Annotated in this window: 10 protein-coding genes and 4 pseudogenes; 11 read left to right on the top strand and 3 right to left on the bottom strand. The window is 40.3% G+C overall.

Annotation, left to right across the window (positions count from 1 at the left end; all coding sequences use genetic code 11):
- Positions 1–266: 266 nt before the first annotated feature.
- The 4 genes and pseudogenes from SJY39_RS12485 to SJY39_RS12470 form a co-directional block, all read left to right on the top strand.
- Positions 267–855: pseudogene (locus tag SJY39_RS12485) on the top strand (IS5 family transposase); the annotation flags it as partial.
- 1,009 nt (positions 856–1,864) lie between these two features.
- On the top strand, positions 1,865–2,395 hold the full coding sequence (locus SJY39_RS12480; protein WP_372275328.1) for a LysE family translocator: 531 nt from the start codon (positions 1,865–1,867) through the stop codon (positions 2,393–2,395).
- Positions 2,396–3,315: 920 nt separating this feature from the next.
- Positions 3,316–4,446 (top strand): ISAs1 family transposase, encoded by a 1,131-nt coding sequence (locus tag SJY39_RS12475; RefSeq protein WP_372275830.1) that lies wholly within the window; start codon positions 3,316–3,318, stop codon positions 4,444–4,446.
- A gap of 758 nt (positions 4,447–5,204) precedes the next feature.
- Positions 5,205–5,726: a GNAT family N-acetyltransferase gene (locus SJY39_RS12470; protein WP_237300823.1), complete on the top strand. Its 522-nt coding sequence runs from the start codon at positions 5,205–5,207 to the stop codon at positions 5,724–5,726.
- A gap of 458 nt (positions 5,727–6,184) precedes the next feature.
- Here SJY39_RS12470 and SJY39_RS12465 read toward each other — a convergent pair whose 3' ends face one another.
- Positions 6,185–6,661: a GNAT family N-acetyltransferase gene (locus tag SJY39_RS12465; RefSeq protein WP_372275816.1), complete on the bottom strand. Its 477-nt coding sequence runs from the start codon at positions 6,659–6,661 to the stop codon at positions 6,185–6,187.
- Positions 6,662–6,981: 320 nt separating this feature from the next.
- Here SJY39_RS12465 and SJY39_RS12460 point away from each other — a divergent pair, with 320 nt between their 5' ends.
- The 6 genes and pseudogenes from SJY39_RS12460 (at position 6,982) to SJY39_RS12435 (ending at position 11,640) form a co-directional block, all read left to right on the top strand.
- On the top strand, positions 6,982–7,452 hold the full coding sequence (locus SJY39_RS12460) for a hypothetical protein (RefSeq protein WP_237300821.1): 471 nt from the start codon (positions 6,982–6,984) through the stop codon (positions 7,450–7,452).
- A 516-nt stretch (positions 7,453–7,968) separates the two neighbouring features.
- Positions 7,969–8,172 carry a hypothetical protein gene (locus tag SJY39_RS12455; RefSeq protein WP_372275815.1) on the top strand — a complete coding sequence of 68 codons (204 nt, stop codon included), beginning with the start codon at positions 7,969–7,971 and terminating at the stop codon, positions 8,170–8,172.
- 587 nt (positions 8,173–8,759) lie between these two features.
- A complete protein-coding gene (locus tag SJY39_RS12450) occupies positions 8,760–9,965 on the top strand; it encodes a DUF1611 domain-containing protein (RefSeq protein WP_390241981.1) in 1,206 nt (401 codons plus the stop codon).
- Positions 9,962–11,087, top strand: a pseudogene (locus SJY39_RS12445) (alanine/ornithine racemase family PLP-dependent enzyme). The gene SJY39_RS12450 and the pseudogene SJY39_RS12445 overlap by 4 nt, the downstream one beginning before the upstream one ends.
- Positions 11,044–11,409: a type II secretion system pilot lipoprotein GspS-beta gene (gspS2, locus tag SJY39_RS12440; protein WP_237300836.1), complete on the top strand. Its 366-nt coding sequence runs from the start codon at positions 11,044–11,046 to the stop codon at positions 11,407–11,409. The pseudogene SJY39_RS12445 and the gene gspS2 overlap by 44 nt, the downstream one beginning before the upstream one ends.
- Positions 11,410–11,640, top strand: coding sequence for a hypothetical protein (locus SJY39_RS12435; protein ID WP_004735670.1), 231 nt, complete (start codon positions 11,410–11,412; stop codon positions 11,638–11,640).
- A gap of 164 nt (positions 11,641–11,804) precedes the next feature.
- Here SJY39_RS12435 and SJY39_RS12430 read toward each other — a convergent pair.
- Both SJY39_RS12430 and SJY39_RS12425 read right to left on the bottom strand, forming a co-directional pair.
- Positions 11,805–12,401 (bottom strand): annotated as a pseudogene (locus SJY39_RS12430) (tyrosine-type recombinase/integrase).
- A gap of 187 nt (positions 12,402–12,588) precedes the next feature.
- Positions 12,589–13,716 carry an HD domain-containing phosphohydrolase gene (locus tag SJY39_RS12425; protein WP_237300835.1) on the bottom strand — a complete coding sequence of 376 codons (1,128 nt, stop codon included), beginning with the start codon at positions 13,714–13,716 and terminating at the stop codon, positions 12,589–12,591.
- A gap of 700 nt (positions 13,717–14,416) precedes the next feature.
- On the opposite strand from SJY39_RS12425, the pseudogene ltrA reads away from it, so the two are divergent.
- Positions 14,417–15,889: pseudogene (ltrA, locus tag SJY39_RS12420) on the top strand (group II intron reverse transcriptase/maturase).
- Positions 15,890–16,092: the final 203 nt, after the last annotated feature.

The following is a 16,092-nucleotide window of genomic DNA, read 5'->3' as shown; positions in this document are numbered from 1 at the left end:
GCTTAAATGTCTTGGACTAGTGCGCGTTACCTAAAGACTTGGTCGAGGTTTTAAAAAATGCGACTACTTTAAATTGGGTATTAGTTTTATCATGTACTAATGAGTGGAGTAAAAATTACTTAGAAGTGGCTTTGTTGTGTAATTCGGTTGAACTAAATCTATACGATCTGATCAGCTACATTCATTATCCCTCATAGCCTCATAGCCTCATAGCCTCATAGCCTCATAGCCTCATAGCCTCATAGCCTAAAGCTCGTTACAAAACAATCAACAGGAAGCAATACAACCAATCACTCATTAACCGTGGCTCTCTGACCTTTTGGATTGATGAAGAAGCGATAAGTAGCTGGGCGCAAAGCAAACAGAATAAGCGTGGTAGGCCACGTCGATTAGTGATTCATGGTGAAACGCGTGTTTTCTATGCCACTGAGAGCGCTGTAAGGATTTATCGACTCGATATTTAGACTTGCTCATGTTCCATTAAGTTGTCCAAATTACACCTGCATCAGTCGTAGAGCAAAGCAAGTTGAGGTCTCATTTAAGACTAAAACGAGAGGAGCAATACAGCACCTAGCGATTGATGCTACTGGCCTTAAGGTTTATGGCGAAGGTGAATGGAAAGTCAAAAAACACGGGACGGATGGCAAGCGTAGAGTCTGGGGAAAGCTGCATATTGCCGTCGACACAAGCACTCATGAAATTATTGCAGCCGAGCTAAGTTTATCGACGGTTACAAATGGAGAAGTCCTCCCGAACTTACTGAAACAAACACGCCTAAGTATCCTTAAGGTATCTGGTCATTGTACTTACGACCCGAGTGTCTATCACGATGCAATTATGATTAAGCGAGCCGTTGCGAGAGAGAGCTTAAACTGGTTTCTATTAAATTTAATCTAGGCATGACTATTTATAGGGGCCTAATTTTAGAGGTTATTATTTCGAGAACTAACATGGGACTATAGAAATGACATAAATAGAATGTAGTGTATTTCACCATTGAAAAAGAGTTGTTGCTTAGGTTGTGTGTAGGTATTAATTGAAGTGACAATCTCTTTATGCCTAGGAGTGGCCATTAATTCAATAATTATATATAAATAATAAGACAATTAATCACCTGTGCAAGAGAATAACTAAGTTCAGCTGGATGGAGGTTATCAACAATGGTTTATCAATGGGCAGTATTTCGTCATCAGCGCCCTATTTTTGGGGCGGGGTGTGAATTATTTGTTGTCATACTCGCTTTTTTATCAATAGCTTTACCTCTGATATATGAAGAAAGCTTATTGATGTTGGGGATATCTTCAGGACTTGCCCTCATCTGCTTTATTCTATTTTCACTTTTTGCCCAAAGTGACAAGCTACGAAGGTCAATGTCTAGCTAGAGTAATGGTTAGACTCAAGGAAGGTAAGTCCCTGTTCTTGGGTATCTCTATAACTTTGAAAAGCAAAATGTCGCTTAATGGCTTAATGGCTTAATGGCTTAATGGAGTGTGCAGTTTGGTTAGAGTCGATCAGCTTAATCTGCACCGCCAAGATTAGACACTAAGTTAAGCGATTTTCCATAGTTTTAGTTATTTACTAATTGAGCAAAGTCGCTTGGTAGTTACGATACGACAGAATCGCTTGGTGATCACAGGGAGCTAACTACCGTGTCGAGCTCGGATCTGCCCCATATCAGCATAGAGTAAAACTCATTGCAGGTTATATCAATAACTTTGCATAAATCATGCTAATGATAAACAATCTTTTCTTAACACTCGAAACCGATCAGCTTTGAGTTCATGCTAAACCTGTGGCAATTATTCAGCTTTTATCTCAAATGATTAGTTGGTAGGATCTGACGAACTGCAAGGAGCCAGTAAAAATGATTGATACCACGATATTACCGCTATTCTTTGTTACCACAATATTCTTAGCAATCTCTCCAGGTCCAGACTTAGTACTCATATCATCATATTCTTCGATTCGTGGATTTAAATCTGGAGTAATGGTGTCCCTTGGTATTTTCATCGCAGGGTTAATTCAAACACTGTTAGTAGCATTTGGCTTAGGAAAACTGATGCAAGCGATGCCACCTTTGGTATTGGCAATCAAAATTGTTGGGGCAATTTATCTATCTTGGCTTGGAATAAATTTATTACGTGGATGGCTAAAGAATAAAGGAGACGTATCTGCAAGTCAGACGATTCAGTCTTTGGGTAATAAAGAGCTAGTCTACCGTGGTTTACTTAACAATATTATGAACCCCAAAGCGTTACTCTTCTTTAGTATGTTCTTGCCTCAGTTTACTCATTCTGATGGTGCTTTAACCAGCCAGATACTCATACTTGGAACCATTCTTAGTAGTATTGTTTTATGTATCAATACTATTTTCTCATTGTCTTTTAGTAAGTAGGGTTCTTTGCTAGGTCGTAAGTTTAGTTTAAACCGTCATATTGATGGTGCATTGGGTGTGGTGTTTTTGGGGCTTGCTGCCCGTTTAGCTACAAGTAAGTAATCTGTGTATACCAGCGTTTAAGGTTTTAGATACTTTTCCTTATCCGAATGAAACGAGTTAGAGGCAGGCCCTAACTCGGCTTGTCCAACTCTGAGTCAGCATGTCGTCGCGACTCAAGGCTAGTTACAATGATGTATTTTACAACTGGAAGCAAGTTGGCTTTGTCGGCAAGAGCTGATAACAAAGAGAGCTAAAGCCGACTAAATTGATTAACGAATAACTTTCAATTTTTTTGGTTATAGTATGTGTAACAAAATTCTAATAATACTTGAGTTATTTTAAATGAAACAAGAAGTACATAGGTTTGAGCTATCAATAAATAGCACTATCTCTGAAGTCTATGGCCACTTTACTAAGGCAAATAGTGACCAAAGTCTCGATAGAATGTTTGAAGGTCTTCAAAAAAAACTCAGAAAAATTAACTGCTCAGTGAGAGAGAGGGAATGTACTTTCATTAATGTTTACATTGCATACGGCAGAAGACAAGAGGACTTTGATGGTAAAGGGAAGACTTGTAGTTCTTTTTCTACAAGGAGAATCGAAAGTATAATGAACACCCACTCTAACCTTTCGCCGGCAGACCTACTAGGTGAGGCTTTGCGATCTTTAGAGCAGTAATATGGGACTAGATACGATTATCAAGCTGCTTACCCAGGGCAAGATCATGAAAAACCCTTATGGAATAAGGGATGAAGTGAAGTCATTTTTTCACTAATTAGATACTGAAGTCACAATAATCTCAATACATCCAAGATCGATTTGATGATCAGATTTAGGTGTGATCATATACTGTTTTTTAACAGTATATATTTAGCCTAATGAACGGATTAAGCCTTTTGGACCATATTTCAGTTATTCGAGACCCTCGCCAAGCTTGGAAAATAGAGCACACGCTAACCGACATTATCTTCTTAACAATTGCAGCAGTGATTGCTGGTGCTGAAGGTTGGGAGGATATTGAAGATTTTGGTGAAGATAACTTGGAGTGGCTTAGACAGTATGGTGATTTCAAACAGGGCATACCAGTACACGATACCATTGCCCGAGTTATCAATCTTATTTCCGCCAGGCAACTGCAACGATGCTTTACTGCGTGGATGAAAGACTGTCATGAGGTGACTGAGGGGGAAGTGATTGCTATCGACGGCAAAACTCTCAGAGGCACATACAACAAAGACAAACGTTGTGGCGCAATTCATATGGTTAGTGCCTTTAGTGCAGCAAATCAAGTTGTGTTAGGGCAGGTTAAAACTGCAGATAAAAGCAATGAAATAAAAGCGATCCCTGAACTGCTTGAGATACTTTCCTTGCGAGGTTGCTTAGTGACGATTGATGCAATGGGATGCCAAAAGGAGATAACTGAAAAGATAGTTGCTCAAGACGCAGATTATCTCTTAGCAGTAAAAGGGAATCAAAAACGATTGGAGCAAGCGATTGGTCAAGTGTTTAACTCTAGTATGCTTAATAGTTTTGACGGTGATAAATACGTCACTCAAGAGAAAGGGCATGGTCGCACAGAAACGCGTTTGAGTATGGTTGTTCACAATACGGATTTCTTAGGCGATATAGCGCTTGATTGGGCGGGACTCTCCACAATTGGTATGGTCGTTTCAATTCGTCAAGAAGGTGATAAGCCAGCAGAAACAATGCAAATCAAGCACTACATAAGCTCAGCAAAACTGACGGCTAAAGCTTTACTAGAGAGCACGCGAGCACATTGGAGCATCGAAAATCAGATGCATTGGCGATTAGACGTTGGCTTTAAAGAAGATGAGTGTCGAATACGTCGAGAGCAAGCTGGTGAGAACCTAGCTGTTATAAGGCATATTGCCTTAAACCTGTTGACGGAAGAAACTAGCTTCAAAGCTGGAATAAAAAGAAAGCAGAAAAAAGCGAACCGTAGCAACAGTTACCTTTCGCAAGTCCTTGCTGGACAAGGTGCTTCGTAATCTTGCCCTGGCTGCTTACCAAGTGCCTTGATTGTTCCCTTTATTTTAAGAGCATATATCAAGCTTTTCTCAGGATTCAGTACAATGGACTGAAACTCATCCCCACGCAGAATAGAGCTTGAATACCCGTTATGGTCCTTTGAATATTGAGCTTAGATCTTGGATAGCCTTAATCCTTTTCACTAAATCGCCATAATCTTCCGTCGATAGCTTAGTCGATTTTACTATGTCACCACTGATCACAGCAATAGTATTCGTTTCGCTCCATTTTCACCTCAAAAGCACAGTAGGCCCATTTAGAGGCTAAGTTTTCAGTGCGATAAGAATTGCCAGAGATTTTTTAGTCTTTTGGTATCACGCTACACGAATGCGTTGCCTCAACCTCACTGCGACTCATTCCAAAATTAAGCTTAAAACTGGAATTAGCTTAGCAATTGCTATAATTCAAAAATATAGGGCCCGTTTCAGGTTGAACTGTAACCCATAGCACTTTCTAACTAAAAAGTTCTCCATTACGTGCTGACTTGCTTTTACCTAATTTCATCTTCAATAATTTACCAGTTACAAATCTAATACATATTATTTTGTCTATTGGGTTTGTTTAAGCTGCTAGGTTGCAATCATATTATTTTAGCAAGTTACTAATTGGACGTTGAACGTAATGAGGAACTGTTGCACAGTTAAGTGAAGAGATAGGTCATTCAGACTTATAATTTTCGTTAGCTACTATTGGGTACAGGGAAAGCATGAAGCAAGGTATGACAGTAGAGATCAGGGCAGCACAACCAAGTGAGTTAGAGTCAATTTTTGTTCTTGTCACATCTCATAATGAGTGGACTCAGTTTAATGGGCCGTACTTTCCTTATGAGCATCCAACATTAAGTGAATTTGAACAATCTACTTTCAAACGGTTACTTAAAGGTTCTGATTTACAATTGGTTATAGCTAATAATGCTCCTGTTGGTGTGGTCAATAGTTACTGGGAATGTGAAGATACCCGTTGGCTTGAAGCTGGCGTGGTTATCTATGATTCAAACTATTGGGGGCAGGGGATAGCAGCAAAAGCAGTTCCCCTTTGGGTTACACACTTGTTCAGCATTAATGACATTGAGCGAGTTGGTATGACAACGTGGTCGGGAAACCCTAGAATGATGTCTTTGGCATTAAAGTTAGGTTTTCAACAAGAAGCTTGGTTACGTAAAGTTCGATACTACCAAGGTAAATATTACGATTCAATCAAGTTTGGAGTATTACGTTCAGAATGGAAACATCACAGATAACATTTAAGGTTTCAAGATACTTTTTTCTAATATCAAGTGGGTGAGCTAGGTCAAAGTCCTATCTCAGAAATGTCTAGAGGCGTGCTAGCGATAACTGCCGTTAACCGTAATTTCGTCATTTTTAGCCTGTATTTTGGGGGCGAAAGTGCCCCTGTATGAGAGGAACTTGGTATTAATTGACGTCAAGATGTCATACATAGGCAAGTGAGGTATATGGACAATGGGGTAGAGTCAGACCATACTCCAAACAAGAAACTCATCGAAGCGATTCAAGGTCTTTAAAGGTTACGGATACTGAACAAGTGTCAATTTGATTTTTGGTTATGCCGTGACCGGCTGGAGGTGAGAGTGCCGGAGGGATCAGTCATTTTTGAATGGACTCTTCAATATCTTCACAGTTTAGGTCTAAAATGAGGCGGCTAAATAGCCGTCCCAGGCACACCATCTGACTTGTTTATTCACTCATTCCGTAAGCCAAAAATTAATTCAATTTCATCATCAAGTCTTCTGCCCGTTGGTATAAAACCGATCCTTTGATAAATGGAGAGCGCATTGCCTTTTTCTTTATCCATCGTGGTCAGGGAGACGCCTTTTAAACCAATAATGGAAGCGTATTTCTTACTGAAGTTAATCGCTTGACTCCCCAATCCCTTTCCTTGGAAACGATGGTCAATCATGATGCGCCATACATATAAATGCTCCTTTTGAAAGTGTTCATCGTGTGAGTCCAGTATTCTAGGGTCAATCAGAGAGATTAGGCCCGCAGGTTTATCGTTTAAGTAAATACCGTGGTTGATGCTATCGTCGTTAAAGCTGGCTTCTACAAGCCATTCTGTGTTGTTAGCAATCAGTTGTTTTTGAGACTCTTCCACTGAGAGCTCAATAATGTCATCGATGATGGTACTGTTTATTTTTAAGAAGCTAATTTTATTCATGCTTATTTACCTTGGATAGGTATTTCATTAAAAGTAACTGACCAATGCAAGGATCTTGAGTAAGCCAATCTTGAGCTATCAAAATGGTAATGTCGCTTTGGCTCCTGTCTTTTAACAGAGGCTCTTCAACTATTTTATAGCTCTTTCTATTTGGCGCATGCTAGAACTCGCCAATCGTTTTTAACTAAGTATATAGTCACAGTAGAGTTATGAGCTAAGCTCTTAGCTTCTTTTGTGTCTAAAGTCATCACCATGTTGAAAAGCTCCTCAAAATATCTATGTTTAATATACGATATTAATTTGTAAGGATTATTTTTAGTATGAGTGCAACTCCTATCAACATTCTGTTTGTTTGCGTTAAAAAAGGCGTAAGAGCGGCTATCGCTAAAGCAATTGTAGAGCAGCAATTTAATGGGATGGTACAAGCAACTTGCTCAGGGTTTGAGACTGGAGGAACACCCCAAGCTATCTTAGACGAATTGTCTAACTTACTTTGTGTACCTATACAGACCGAAAGCAAAACTGTTTTTGAATACAAAAAGACAAAAGAAAACTTCGATTACGTGATTACGCTGTGTGACCAAATAAGTATTGAGCAGTGTAATTTGTTTGTTGAATGCGTAAACGTGGTTTATTCACACATACCAAACAAGCTTCGCTGGAATGTCCCCAACCTTGGATCCGCCCTAGAATTATCAGGGAATGACAGAACCATGTTTGTAAAAGAGGTCGTAGACCAAATAACCTTTCAAGTGTCGCAACTCGTTGCAAACATTCAAGTAAAAAGCTGAACTACTTCTCATGTAAGGCCAAACCTTAAGCTGCTGAAGCAACAATAAGGCTAGTGCAAATATAAGTTGAAGATGTTACTTATCTCAGTGACAAACGGCGCATAGTACTATTAAGTTACGGGCTTCACTCAACGCGTTCTTTCTGCCATCACGGTTCCGTACCTCACTATCACTACAAGTGTTAAAAACTAAGAAGTAGGAGTCATTGTTCTATCAATCTTTGGGCACTGACTTTTCAGAATCCTAGAAAAACCTAATGAGTATTCCTTGAACCTTAGAGCATCTCCTAGCTTAACGGCAAGGTATAGAATAATGCTTCGCTTAACAAAGTGTTAAATCCCGTGATAACAGAGCCTTATCTTTTCAAAGTCACACTTTCGATGTCCACTAGAAAATAAACTATATTTTTTTACAATCTAGTCTACTGTTAAAAATAGAAGGGATTCTTCTAATAACGTCATCAATTGGCAACCAGAACACAAAGATTCTGTCGCCTAGGCTAGAAAAGGAAACACTATGGTTTTACAATCATGCCGCATAACTTTCACCAATCAAAATATCTTTATTTGTCAGTCAGTCGAGCATTCTCTCAGCCTTCTTGAGGCTGAAATTAACAATGGTATTTCTAAAGTTAGAATCGAAGCTAGTGATGGTTGTGAGATTCACTCCTATCATTTTGATTCGATTGAGGAGTCCATTGAAAGCCTCATGAACCTCTAAGGCGGCCGTCATAAATTAAGCACCTATATCAAGCTATAGGTTTATCTAAGTAAAATGGCGCTTAGTGAAGTGTCAGTCTGACTGGACGTTACAACTTTGCACTTACACATAATGCTACCCATAATTGACACCTTATAGTTTTTAGACATCACATGAATTGTATTTGGGGAAATTCATGTTGTTTAAAAACGCTAACATGTTGCCGAAACCAATAACGGGGCATTTCTGAGGTAGAACGTGCCACGAGTAAAAATTCAGCCTGTGATGGTTTTGGACAAAAACGCGTTAGATCAAAAACTCTAACTCACTTAACTGATATTAGAAAAAGTATCTTGAAACCTTAAAGCTGAGAGGTTGATACGGCGACGTTGAACAATGAATCTTAGATCTCTAATCAGTCACGTTAGTATGAGTGAAGCCTGAAAGTGATAGACTTAGAAAGCGTATTAATAATAATCAACAAAAGCCTGGTGAGTGTGTTACCTTGGTTGTTATCCCTACCGCTTAGTGGGGACTTCTTTTCTTTTCCGAACTCGCATCTCGGCACTCCTTAGTTGCCCTCCTAAGCCTCACCGCAGGCTTTAATTATGTCCATTTCAACCCAAAAGTTAAGAAACATCTTCAAACTCACTAGAATTAAAAATGTAGAAATCAACAACGACGTACCCCATTCCGCACCTTGGTTACCACTTGCTCAGAAAGTAAATCCTGTCATCCCTTCGGCAATTATATATTGCGAAGGTAATTTCGGTGAAATTGATGGTAAAACCGCTAATGGGCTAGTGAGGCATTCATTAAGCTATCGTATTCTATCGGTTATTGATAGTGTATCTGCCGGCTTAGATGCTGGAGAAGTACTTGATAACAAAGCCAATGGAATACCGATCCTTGCCAATGCTGAAGAAGCTATCATTCACGCGGAAAGCATTCCCGATTACTTCATTTTTGGCATTGCGCCATCAAGTGGTTTTTTATCTGACTTAGATAAAAGCATCATTTTAAATGCCATGTCACTAGGAATGAACATCGTAAATGGCTTGCATGAATTCCTAACTGATGATCCTCTATTTTTAGAAGCTAGCTTAAAGAATAACGTTCGAATATTCGATACTCGCAAACCCAAAAGTAAAGGCGATCTGAAAACGTTTAGCGGCAAAATACACAACGTTAAATGTCCGAGAATTGCTGTCATGGGGACGGATTGCGCGCTAGGAAAACGAACAACAGCAACAATATTGGCGAATGAACTGACTAGAAAAGGCCTTAACGTCGTTCTGATTGCCACTGGTCAAACAGGTATTATGCAAGGCGCACAATACTGCGTTGCACTCGATGCTGTCCCTTCACAATTTTGTGCCGGTGAGTTGGAATCTGTCATTGTACAGGCTTATGAAAAAGAAAATCCGGACCTGATTATTATTGAAGGGCAAGGAGCCTTGAGTCACCCTGCGTTTTCAACCAGCGCATTTATCTTACGTGGCAGTTGTCCAGCGGGTGTGATATTGCAACATGCTCCTAAACGTTTATATCGTAGTGATTTTTCTGATTGCCCAATGCCTTCGATTGCCTCAGAAATCAATCTTATCGAAACGTTTTCTAATACCGATGTTATTGGACTAACACTGAATCATGAAGATATGTCTTTAGATGAAACACGCTGTGTGATAGACAGCTACACTACCGAATTTGGTATACCGGTTACTGATGCATTATCACAGCCTGTCGAACATCTACTGCACATCGTAACGTCAGCCTTCCCTATGATAGCAAGAAAACTGGCCGCAAAAGGGTGAACTACCCTAGATTAGACATTGATTGTGGGAAGATTCACCATAACGCTCAGTTCCTGATTACTCAGCTCTCACTAAAAAATATATCCGTTACGCCTGTAACAAAAGCCTTCCTCGGCCACCCTATCATCGCACAAGTTCTTATTGATGCTGGCGCAACAATGTTAGCCGATTCAAGAATCGAAAATCTTCAAAAGATGACTGAATCTGGCATTGCTATCCCTAAAATGCTCATACGTACACCCATGCTAAGTCAAGTGGCGAGCGTAATAAAATACAGTGATATGAGTTTAAATTCTGAAGTTGAAGTAATTCAGAGGCTTTCACATGCAGCGGAACAACAAAATTGCCGTCACGGTATCATTATTATGGTTGAGCTTGGCGATCTCAGAGAAGGTGTGATGCCCCATCATATTATTGATTTTATCCGAGAAGTTATTTCTTTACCAAACATCACGATAAAAGGAATTGGTACGAATTTAGCCTGTCGGTATGGTGTCGCTCCAGATGATCAAAATATGAATATTCTTTCTGAGCTTGCCGATGGAATTGAAGCTACATTTGGGATCAGTCTAGAAATTATTTCAGGGGGTAATTCTGCTTCAGTTAACTGGGCTCTTCAGAGAACAGGCTTAACTCGAGTAAATAACCTTCGTATAGGAGAAGCAATTTTTTTAGGCTGTGAGCCTTTAGAGCACGAAAATATCAAAGGCTTACATACGAATGCGGTTTCTTTGACCGCTGAAGTGATTGAATCCAAGGCTAAACCGACTTTGCCTTGGGGGAGTCGGGGGTTAAATGCTTTTGGTGAAAAAGAAAGCCTTCAAGATAGAGGGGAGGTCTCACAAGCTATTCTAGCATTAGGCCGCCAAGATGTTTGTGTCAGCGGGCTTAAGGCTCCGAATGGGATTAAGATCATGTCTTCAACCAGTGATCATCTTGTCCTTGAATCCTCACAAAAACCACTATTTGTAGGGGAAAAAGTCACATTCGGTTTAGATTACAGTGCGCTCTTATCTTCTATGTCTTCACGTTATATCCATAAATATTTTAAGGCACCTAAAGGGAGAAGAAACGCATAATGCTACGAACAGCAGTAATTATTTCCGTCAGTGTCATGCTTAACGGTTGTCAGATAAGCCCAATGAAATCTAGTGGGCTTGCCGATTATAGAGCGACGGTTATCTCAAGCCAACTGCCACAAGAGTTAGGCTCAATCACACTCGTAAATGCTCAGTCAGAGGGCAATAGTGTCACTCTTGTTTTCATAAAAAAGAAAACGTTGAATATGGACCGCTTAGTAGAAAAAGTCGCCGTTAGTTTTTGTGACAACATCGAAATAAGACCTTTATTAGACAACGGGATCTCTTATCGAATCATTACCTTAGGAAAAAATGAGAAAGTAGAAAGCCTTAACGTCATTTCTCTAGCTAAGTGCTCTAATTGAATGCTTAGCAGTCGAATGGATAAAAGCCAATACGAGTTGTTCAATGTACTCAATGACACTATTTTATTGAGGTTTGACCGCCTTACGCCTTGGGAAAAAAACTTTATCACAGAGTTACACCATAAGGTCGTAACTAGACAACTCATTTCAATTAAACAAAAACAGCTTGCTTTAAAAATCTCAATGAAAGCCTATAAATCAAAGAAGAAAAACGCGCGTTCCAACGTTTAATTTAAGCTTGTGTATGCCTAATCTGTTCAAGGTCCTCTAAACCTTGGACAGATTAGTAGTATTTGCACTTAACGTATTGAAAATAATCAAGTATAGAGGTGAATGGGTAACAACTTTCAGCGTAATGGCAATTGAAACAACTAAGTATTTAGGTTCCTTTTCGATTAACACTCAGTACCTTTTGAAAGCAACAATGCATCTTCTAATTCAACCCCAAGATAGCGGATTGTATTATCTACCTTGGTATGACCAAGTAGTATCTGCACCGCTCGGATATTTTTCGTTTTTGCGTAGACTAACGTTGCTTTTGTTCGCCTCATCGAGTGAGTGCCATACAAGTTAGGATTCAACCCCAGATTAGAAGCCCATCTCCTCACTAAGTATCGATAGTACGAATAGCTAATCGGTTATTGCTTTCGCCTTTGGCTTGGGAAAATAAAATTGCTGTCATGTAGCGAAGCCATCAAAATCCATTTCATTAGACTCTGTTGCGTTCTTGTCGTTATCTCAAATTGAACTTCAATATCTGTTTTGCGCTGGATATGCTTAACGCGGTTAAATATCCTATCTTGCGAAGATACATCGCAAACTCTGAGAACGAGCAAGTCACTTGCTCTAAGTTTGCTATCAATAGCTAAGTTGAGCAACGCAAGCCGCATCAAATTATTTTCAATTTCTAATCTGGTTCTGATCCGCCAAATTTCCTCAAGTCGAAAAGGCTTTTTGACGCCACTTCGTTTCGTTTTGTTGAAAACTACCATGATGGCCTCCTTTTTGATTGGTCATCACGATTGTAGTTGCAAGGAAATGGACAAAAATAATTTAGGGCAATTACTTAAATTGAGTATGTTCGAATTACCTTTTTATGGCAAACCAAACTCTTTAGCAATTAGGAACAAGCTAACTTGGAGCGTGGCTAAAGATTATTACTACATTTGTGCCACATTTTTATTGTAAATTCACAGGTGTATACAACCCACCTAAAGTCTCATCTTCTTTGTAGCAAGTAAGGAAAGCGTCTACTACACAGGGGTCGTATAGTTTATTTCGGCCTTGTTCTAAGGTATTGATAGCTTTCTCCGCTCCGACAGCCTTCCTATATGGTCTATCACTTGCCATAGCATCGAAGGTATCTGCAACAGCTATAATCCGAGCCTCAAGTAAAATTTCATTCCCTTTGAATCCGTTTGGGTAGCCCGAGCCATCCAACCTTTCATGGTGCTGTTCGATCATTTCGACGATTGGCCAAGGAAAAATTACTTCATGAAAAATCTTTGCTCCTACTTCTGAATGACTTTGGAGTAACTTGTACTCTGCTGGCATGAGCTTCCCAGGCTTATTTAAGATTTGAGACGGGATCGTAATTTTCCCGATGTCGTGAACCAATGCTCCAATGACTAGTCCTTCTTTAACAGAGTCTTCTAGTGAAAGTTTATCAGCTATAAGATTACATATATGAGCGACATTACGTTGGTGAGAGGAAGTGTATTCATCACGAATTTCAAGCGCACGAGATATTGCGCCTAGCATATTAGTCATAATCGCGATTGGGGTAGAAGAATCAAATTCTAGCTTGTTTTTAGCTAATCCAGATTCGATCTTACTTACCTTTGTTTGTACCTGAGGCCAGATGTCATTGATCATACTGTAAAAATAACTTACGAAGTCATGAGTGTATGGTTCGTTGTTGTTGCTTATACCGATGACTGCAACTACGTCATTATTTTGTATTACGGGAAGACTGAAGTGATGAGTTAGTTTTATGTGGCCTTTCGGTAAAGAGTCATCTATGGAATAGTTTGCATCATAGTGGTTGTGTATTACGGGCTTTTTCATTCTTATACTATCTGCCCATATTCCTGCAGATGATAGTGGGTAGTGAGTTTCATAACTGCAATGGCAATGTTCCAAAACAGAGGTTGACCAAACATTTAATACGATTTCTTCGTTAGTATGAGAATAGAAGTGGAAATATCCGATATCGCTCTTGGCTTCTTGTACAAAAAAATCAATGAGATCTCGATAGAAGTCATGACTCGTTAAATATTTCTTTCTTGTAAGAAAATCTATACTCATAGAGCTTTCAGTCCGTTAAAATCGATATTAACTTTAAGTCTAGTTCTTTTTCGCGTATTTCATCTGACATTAGCAGAATTTAGGCTGGCTAAGAAAGTGCTTGTTCTGGCTGAAACTAATATTGGGGCGTGCGACGTGAAGTCGTATGAAGCGCTGTTCACCGCTTAATGTGTGAACCATCTGTATCACCAGATGAACCTAAGGCTCTGAATAAAGTAGCGAGCCTGACAATGTAACGAAGGTTGGTCATAGACCAATCGGGATCAAAATCGTGAGAGGACGCTCCTCCTGATAACCACAATCGGGTGAGTGCTAGGTAGTCAGCATGATGAACATAAGTGTGTCCGCATAAGGTGCGTTATGTTATGAAACAGCGGAAGTGGTTAATACGCTGTGGCCAAAAGGCACGAGAGTCGGAAAGGGATTGCCCCATGCTCTTTCGTGATCGTCGAACTCTCCGCACTATAGCGGGCATCTACACTGACACTGCGCAACATACGGAACACGGTAAGCCTGTATCACTCCCTCTGGGAAAGCCTTCGTGGCCGATAGTGATGCAGGTATAGGAGGTTGGAAAAAACGAATGCTGCATTGTAACGATGCAGATACAGACTTGTGTCTGGTCACGAAAGTGAGCCCACTTCCGACTGGTCTCCCGTTGCGAGAGAATTTGAAGAACTTTATTCAAGGAGAAATGCAAATGATGATCTCAAAAGAGATTAGTGCCGCTCCTGACAGCGCTCAATGGCAGTCAATTGACTGGAAATCTGTTGAGGCGCATGTATTAAAGCTTCAGATGCGTATCGCAAAGGCAACGAGAGAAGGTAAACGTGGCAAAGCGAAAGCATTGCAATGGATACTGACTCACTCTCGTTCAGCAAAGCTTCTTGCTGTTAAACGAGTATCGCAAAACAAAGGCAGTAAAACGTCTGGAATAGACGGTGTCATTTGGAACACAGACACACGTCGCATGAAAGCCGTACATCAATTGAGTCGAAAGGCCTATCAAGCTAAACCACTCAAGCGTATCTATATCCCCAAAAAAAATGGCAAACTTCGACCATTGGGCATCCCATGCATGATAGATCGAGCGCAACAGGCACTTTATCTATTAGCATTAGAGCCTGTGTCTGAGGGTCTTGCCGATCCTAACAGCTACGGTTTTAGACCAAGGCGCAGTACTGCTGACGCAATCGGACAGTGTTTTATCTGCTTAAGTCAGAAACGGTCAGCACAGTGGGTTCTCGAAGGGGACATCAAAGCCTGTTTCGACAAAATCGGGCATCAATGGCTGATGGACAATATTGTTGTTGATAAACGTATGTTGGGACAATGGTTAAAGTCTGGCTTTGTAGACAAAGGGCTATTTCAAGACACCGATGAAGGCACGCCTCAAGGCGGGATTATATCCCCAACCTTGATGTTAATGACGCTCTCTGGTCTCGAACAGCAGATTAAGTCTACCGCTCTCAAAAAGGGTGCAAGAGCTAACTTTATTGGATACGCCGACGATTTCGTCGTCACTTGTGCTTCAAAGGAAGTATTAGAGAACGATATCAAACCGTTGATCGCTGATTTCTTAGCAGAAAGAGGCCTAACACTTTCCGAAGAGAAAACGCATATCACTCACATTAATGATGGCTTTGATTTCCTAGGTTTTAACCATAGGAAGTACAAAGGGAGATTGCTCATTAAACCGAGTAAATCCAACACGTTGATGTTCTTGAGTAATCTGCGTGAACTCGTCAAAAAGCACGTAACCCTACCAGTGAATGATCTTATCAAACTGATAAATCCGAAACTTAGGGGGTGGTCGAACTACTACTGACACTGCGTTGCCAAACAAGTATTCGGATATGTAGGCCACAAGCTATTCCATACATTGTGGCACTGGGCAAAAAGGCGCCATCCAACAAAGTCTAAAACTTGGATCGCCCTAAAATACTTCATCAACCGAAAAGGCCAGTGGCAGTTTCACGGTTGGCAGAAGATCATGGATATGGATTGCCAGTTCAATCTCTTCCAAATAGCCAAAGTGCCAATAGAAAGGCATGTGAAAATCCGAAGTTCAGCGACTCCATTTGACCCTCAATACCAAGAATACTTGGCTAAAAGGAAGTCCAAAAGGCTAGCTCGTAACTCTTGGAACGAACCTGCTCCGACTGCTTTATAAGTTGCTGGGTATCAAACGATGCCTTCGTGGAGGCTTGAGCCTAGTGCAGTGAAAGTTGCACGCTGGGTTCTTAGGGAGACGGTACTTGGTAACAGGTGTCGTCCACCCGACAAAGATTACTTAGAGTAAATAAACTAAATTGTGTGAATGAACTAAATTGATGTGTAGAAGGAAACCAACGTGGTGCATAATTTTTATCATGG

The organism is Vibrio sp. R78045 (assembly GCF_042466085.1).
Classification (GTDB): domain Bacteria; phylum Pseudomonadota; class Gammaproteobacteria; order Enterobacterales; family Vibrionaceae; genus Vibrio; species Vibrio cyclitrophicus.
This window is presented reverse-complemented; position numbering and strand designations above follow the sequence as displayed.

Excerpts from the sequence above, each read along its gene's own strand:
- SJY39_RS12480 (WP_372275328.1), top strand. The coding sequence starts at position 1,865 with ATGATTGATACCACGATATTACCGCTATTCTTTGTTACCACAATATTC.
- SJY39_RS12475 (WP_372275830.1), top strand. The coding sequence starts at position 3,316 with ATGAACGGATTAAGCCTTTTGGACCATATTTCAGTTATTCGAGACCCT.
- SJY39_RS12470 (WP_237300823.1), top strand. The coding sequence starts at position 5,205 with ATGACAGTAGAGATCAGGGCAGCACAACCAAGTGAGTTAGAGTCAATT.
- SJY39_RS12465 (WP_372275816.1), bottom strand. The coding sequence starts at position 6,661 with ATGAATAAAATTAGCTTCTTAAAAATAAACAGTACCATCATCGATGAC.
- SJY39_RS12460 (WP_237300821.1), top strand. The coding sequence starts at position 6,982 with ATGAGTGCAACTCCTATCAACATTCTGTTTGTTTGCGTTAAAAAAGGC.
- SJY39_RS12455 (WP_372275815.1), top strand. The coding sequence starts at position 7,969 with ATGGTTTTACAATCATGCCGCATAACTTTCACCAATCAAAATATCTTT.
- SJY39_RS12450 (WP_390241981.1), top strand. The coding sequence starts at position 8,760 with ATGTCCATTTCAACCCAAAAGTTAAGAAACATCTTCAAACTCACTAGA.
- gspS2 (WP_237300836.1), top strand. The coding sequence starts at position 11,044 with ATGCTACGAACAGCAGTAATTATTTCCGTCAGTGTCATGCTTAACGGT.
- SJY39_RS12435 (WP_004735670.1), top strand. The coding sequence starts at position 11,410 with ATGCTTAGCAGTCGAATGGATAAAAGCCAATACGAGTTGTTCAATGTA.
- SJY39_RS12425 (WP_237300835.1), bottom strand. The coding sequence starts at position 13,716 with ATGAGTATAGATTTTCTTACAAGAAAGAAATATTTAACGAGTCATGAC.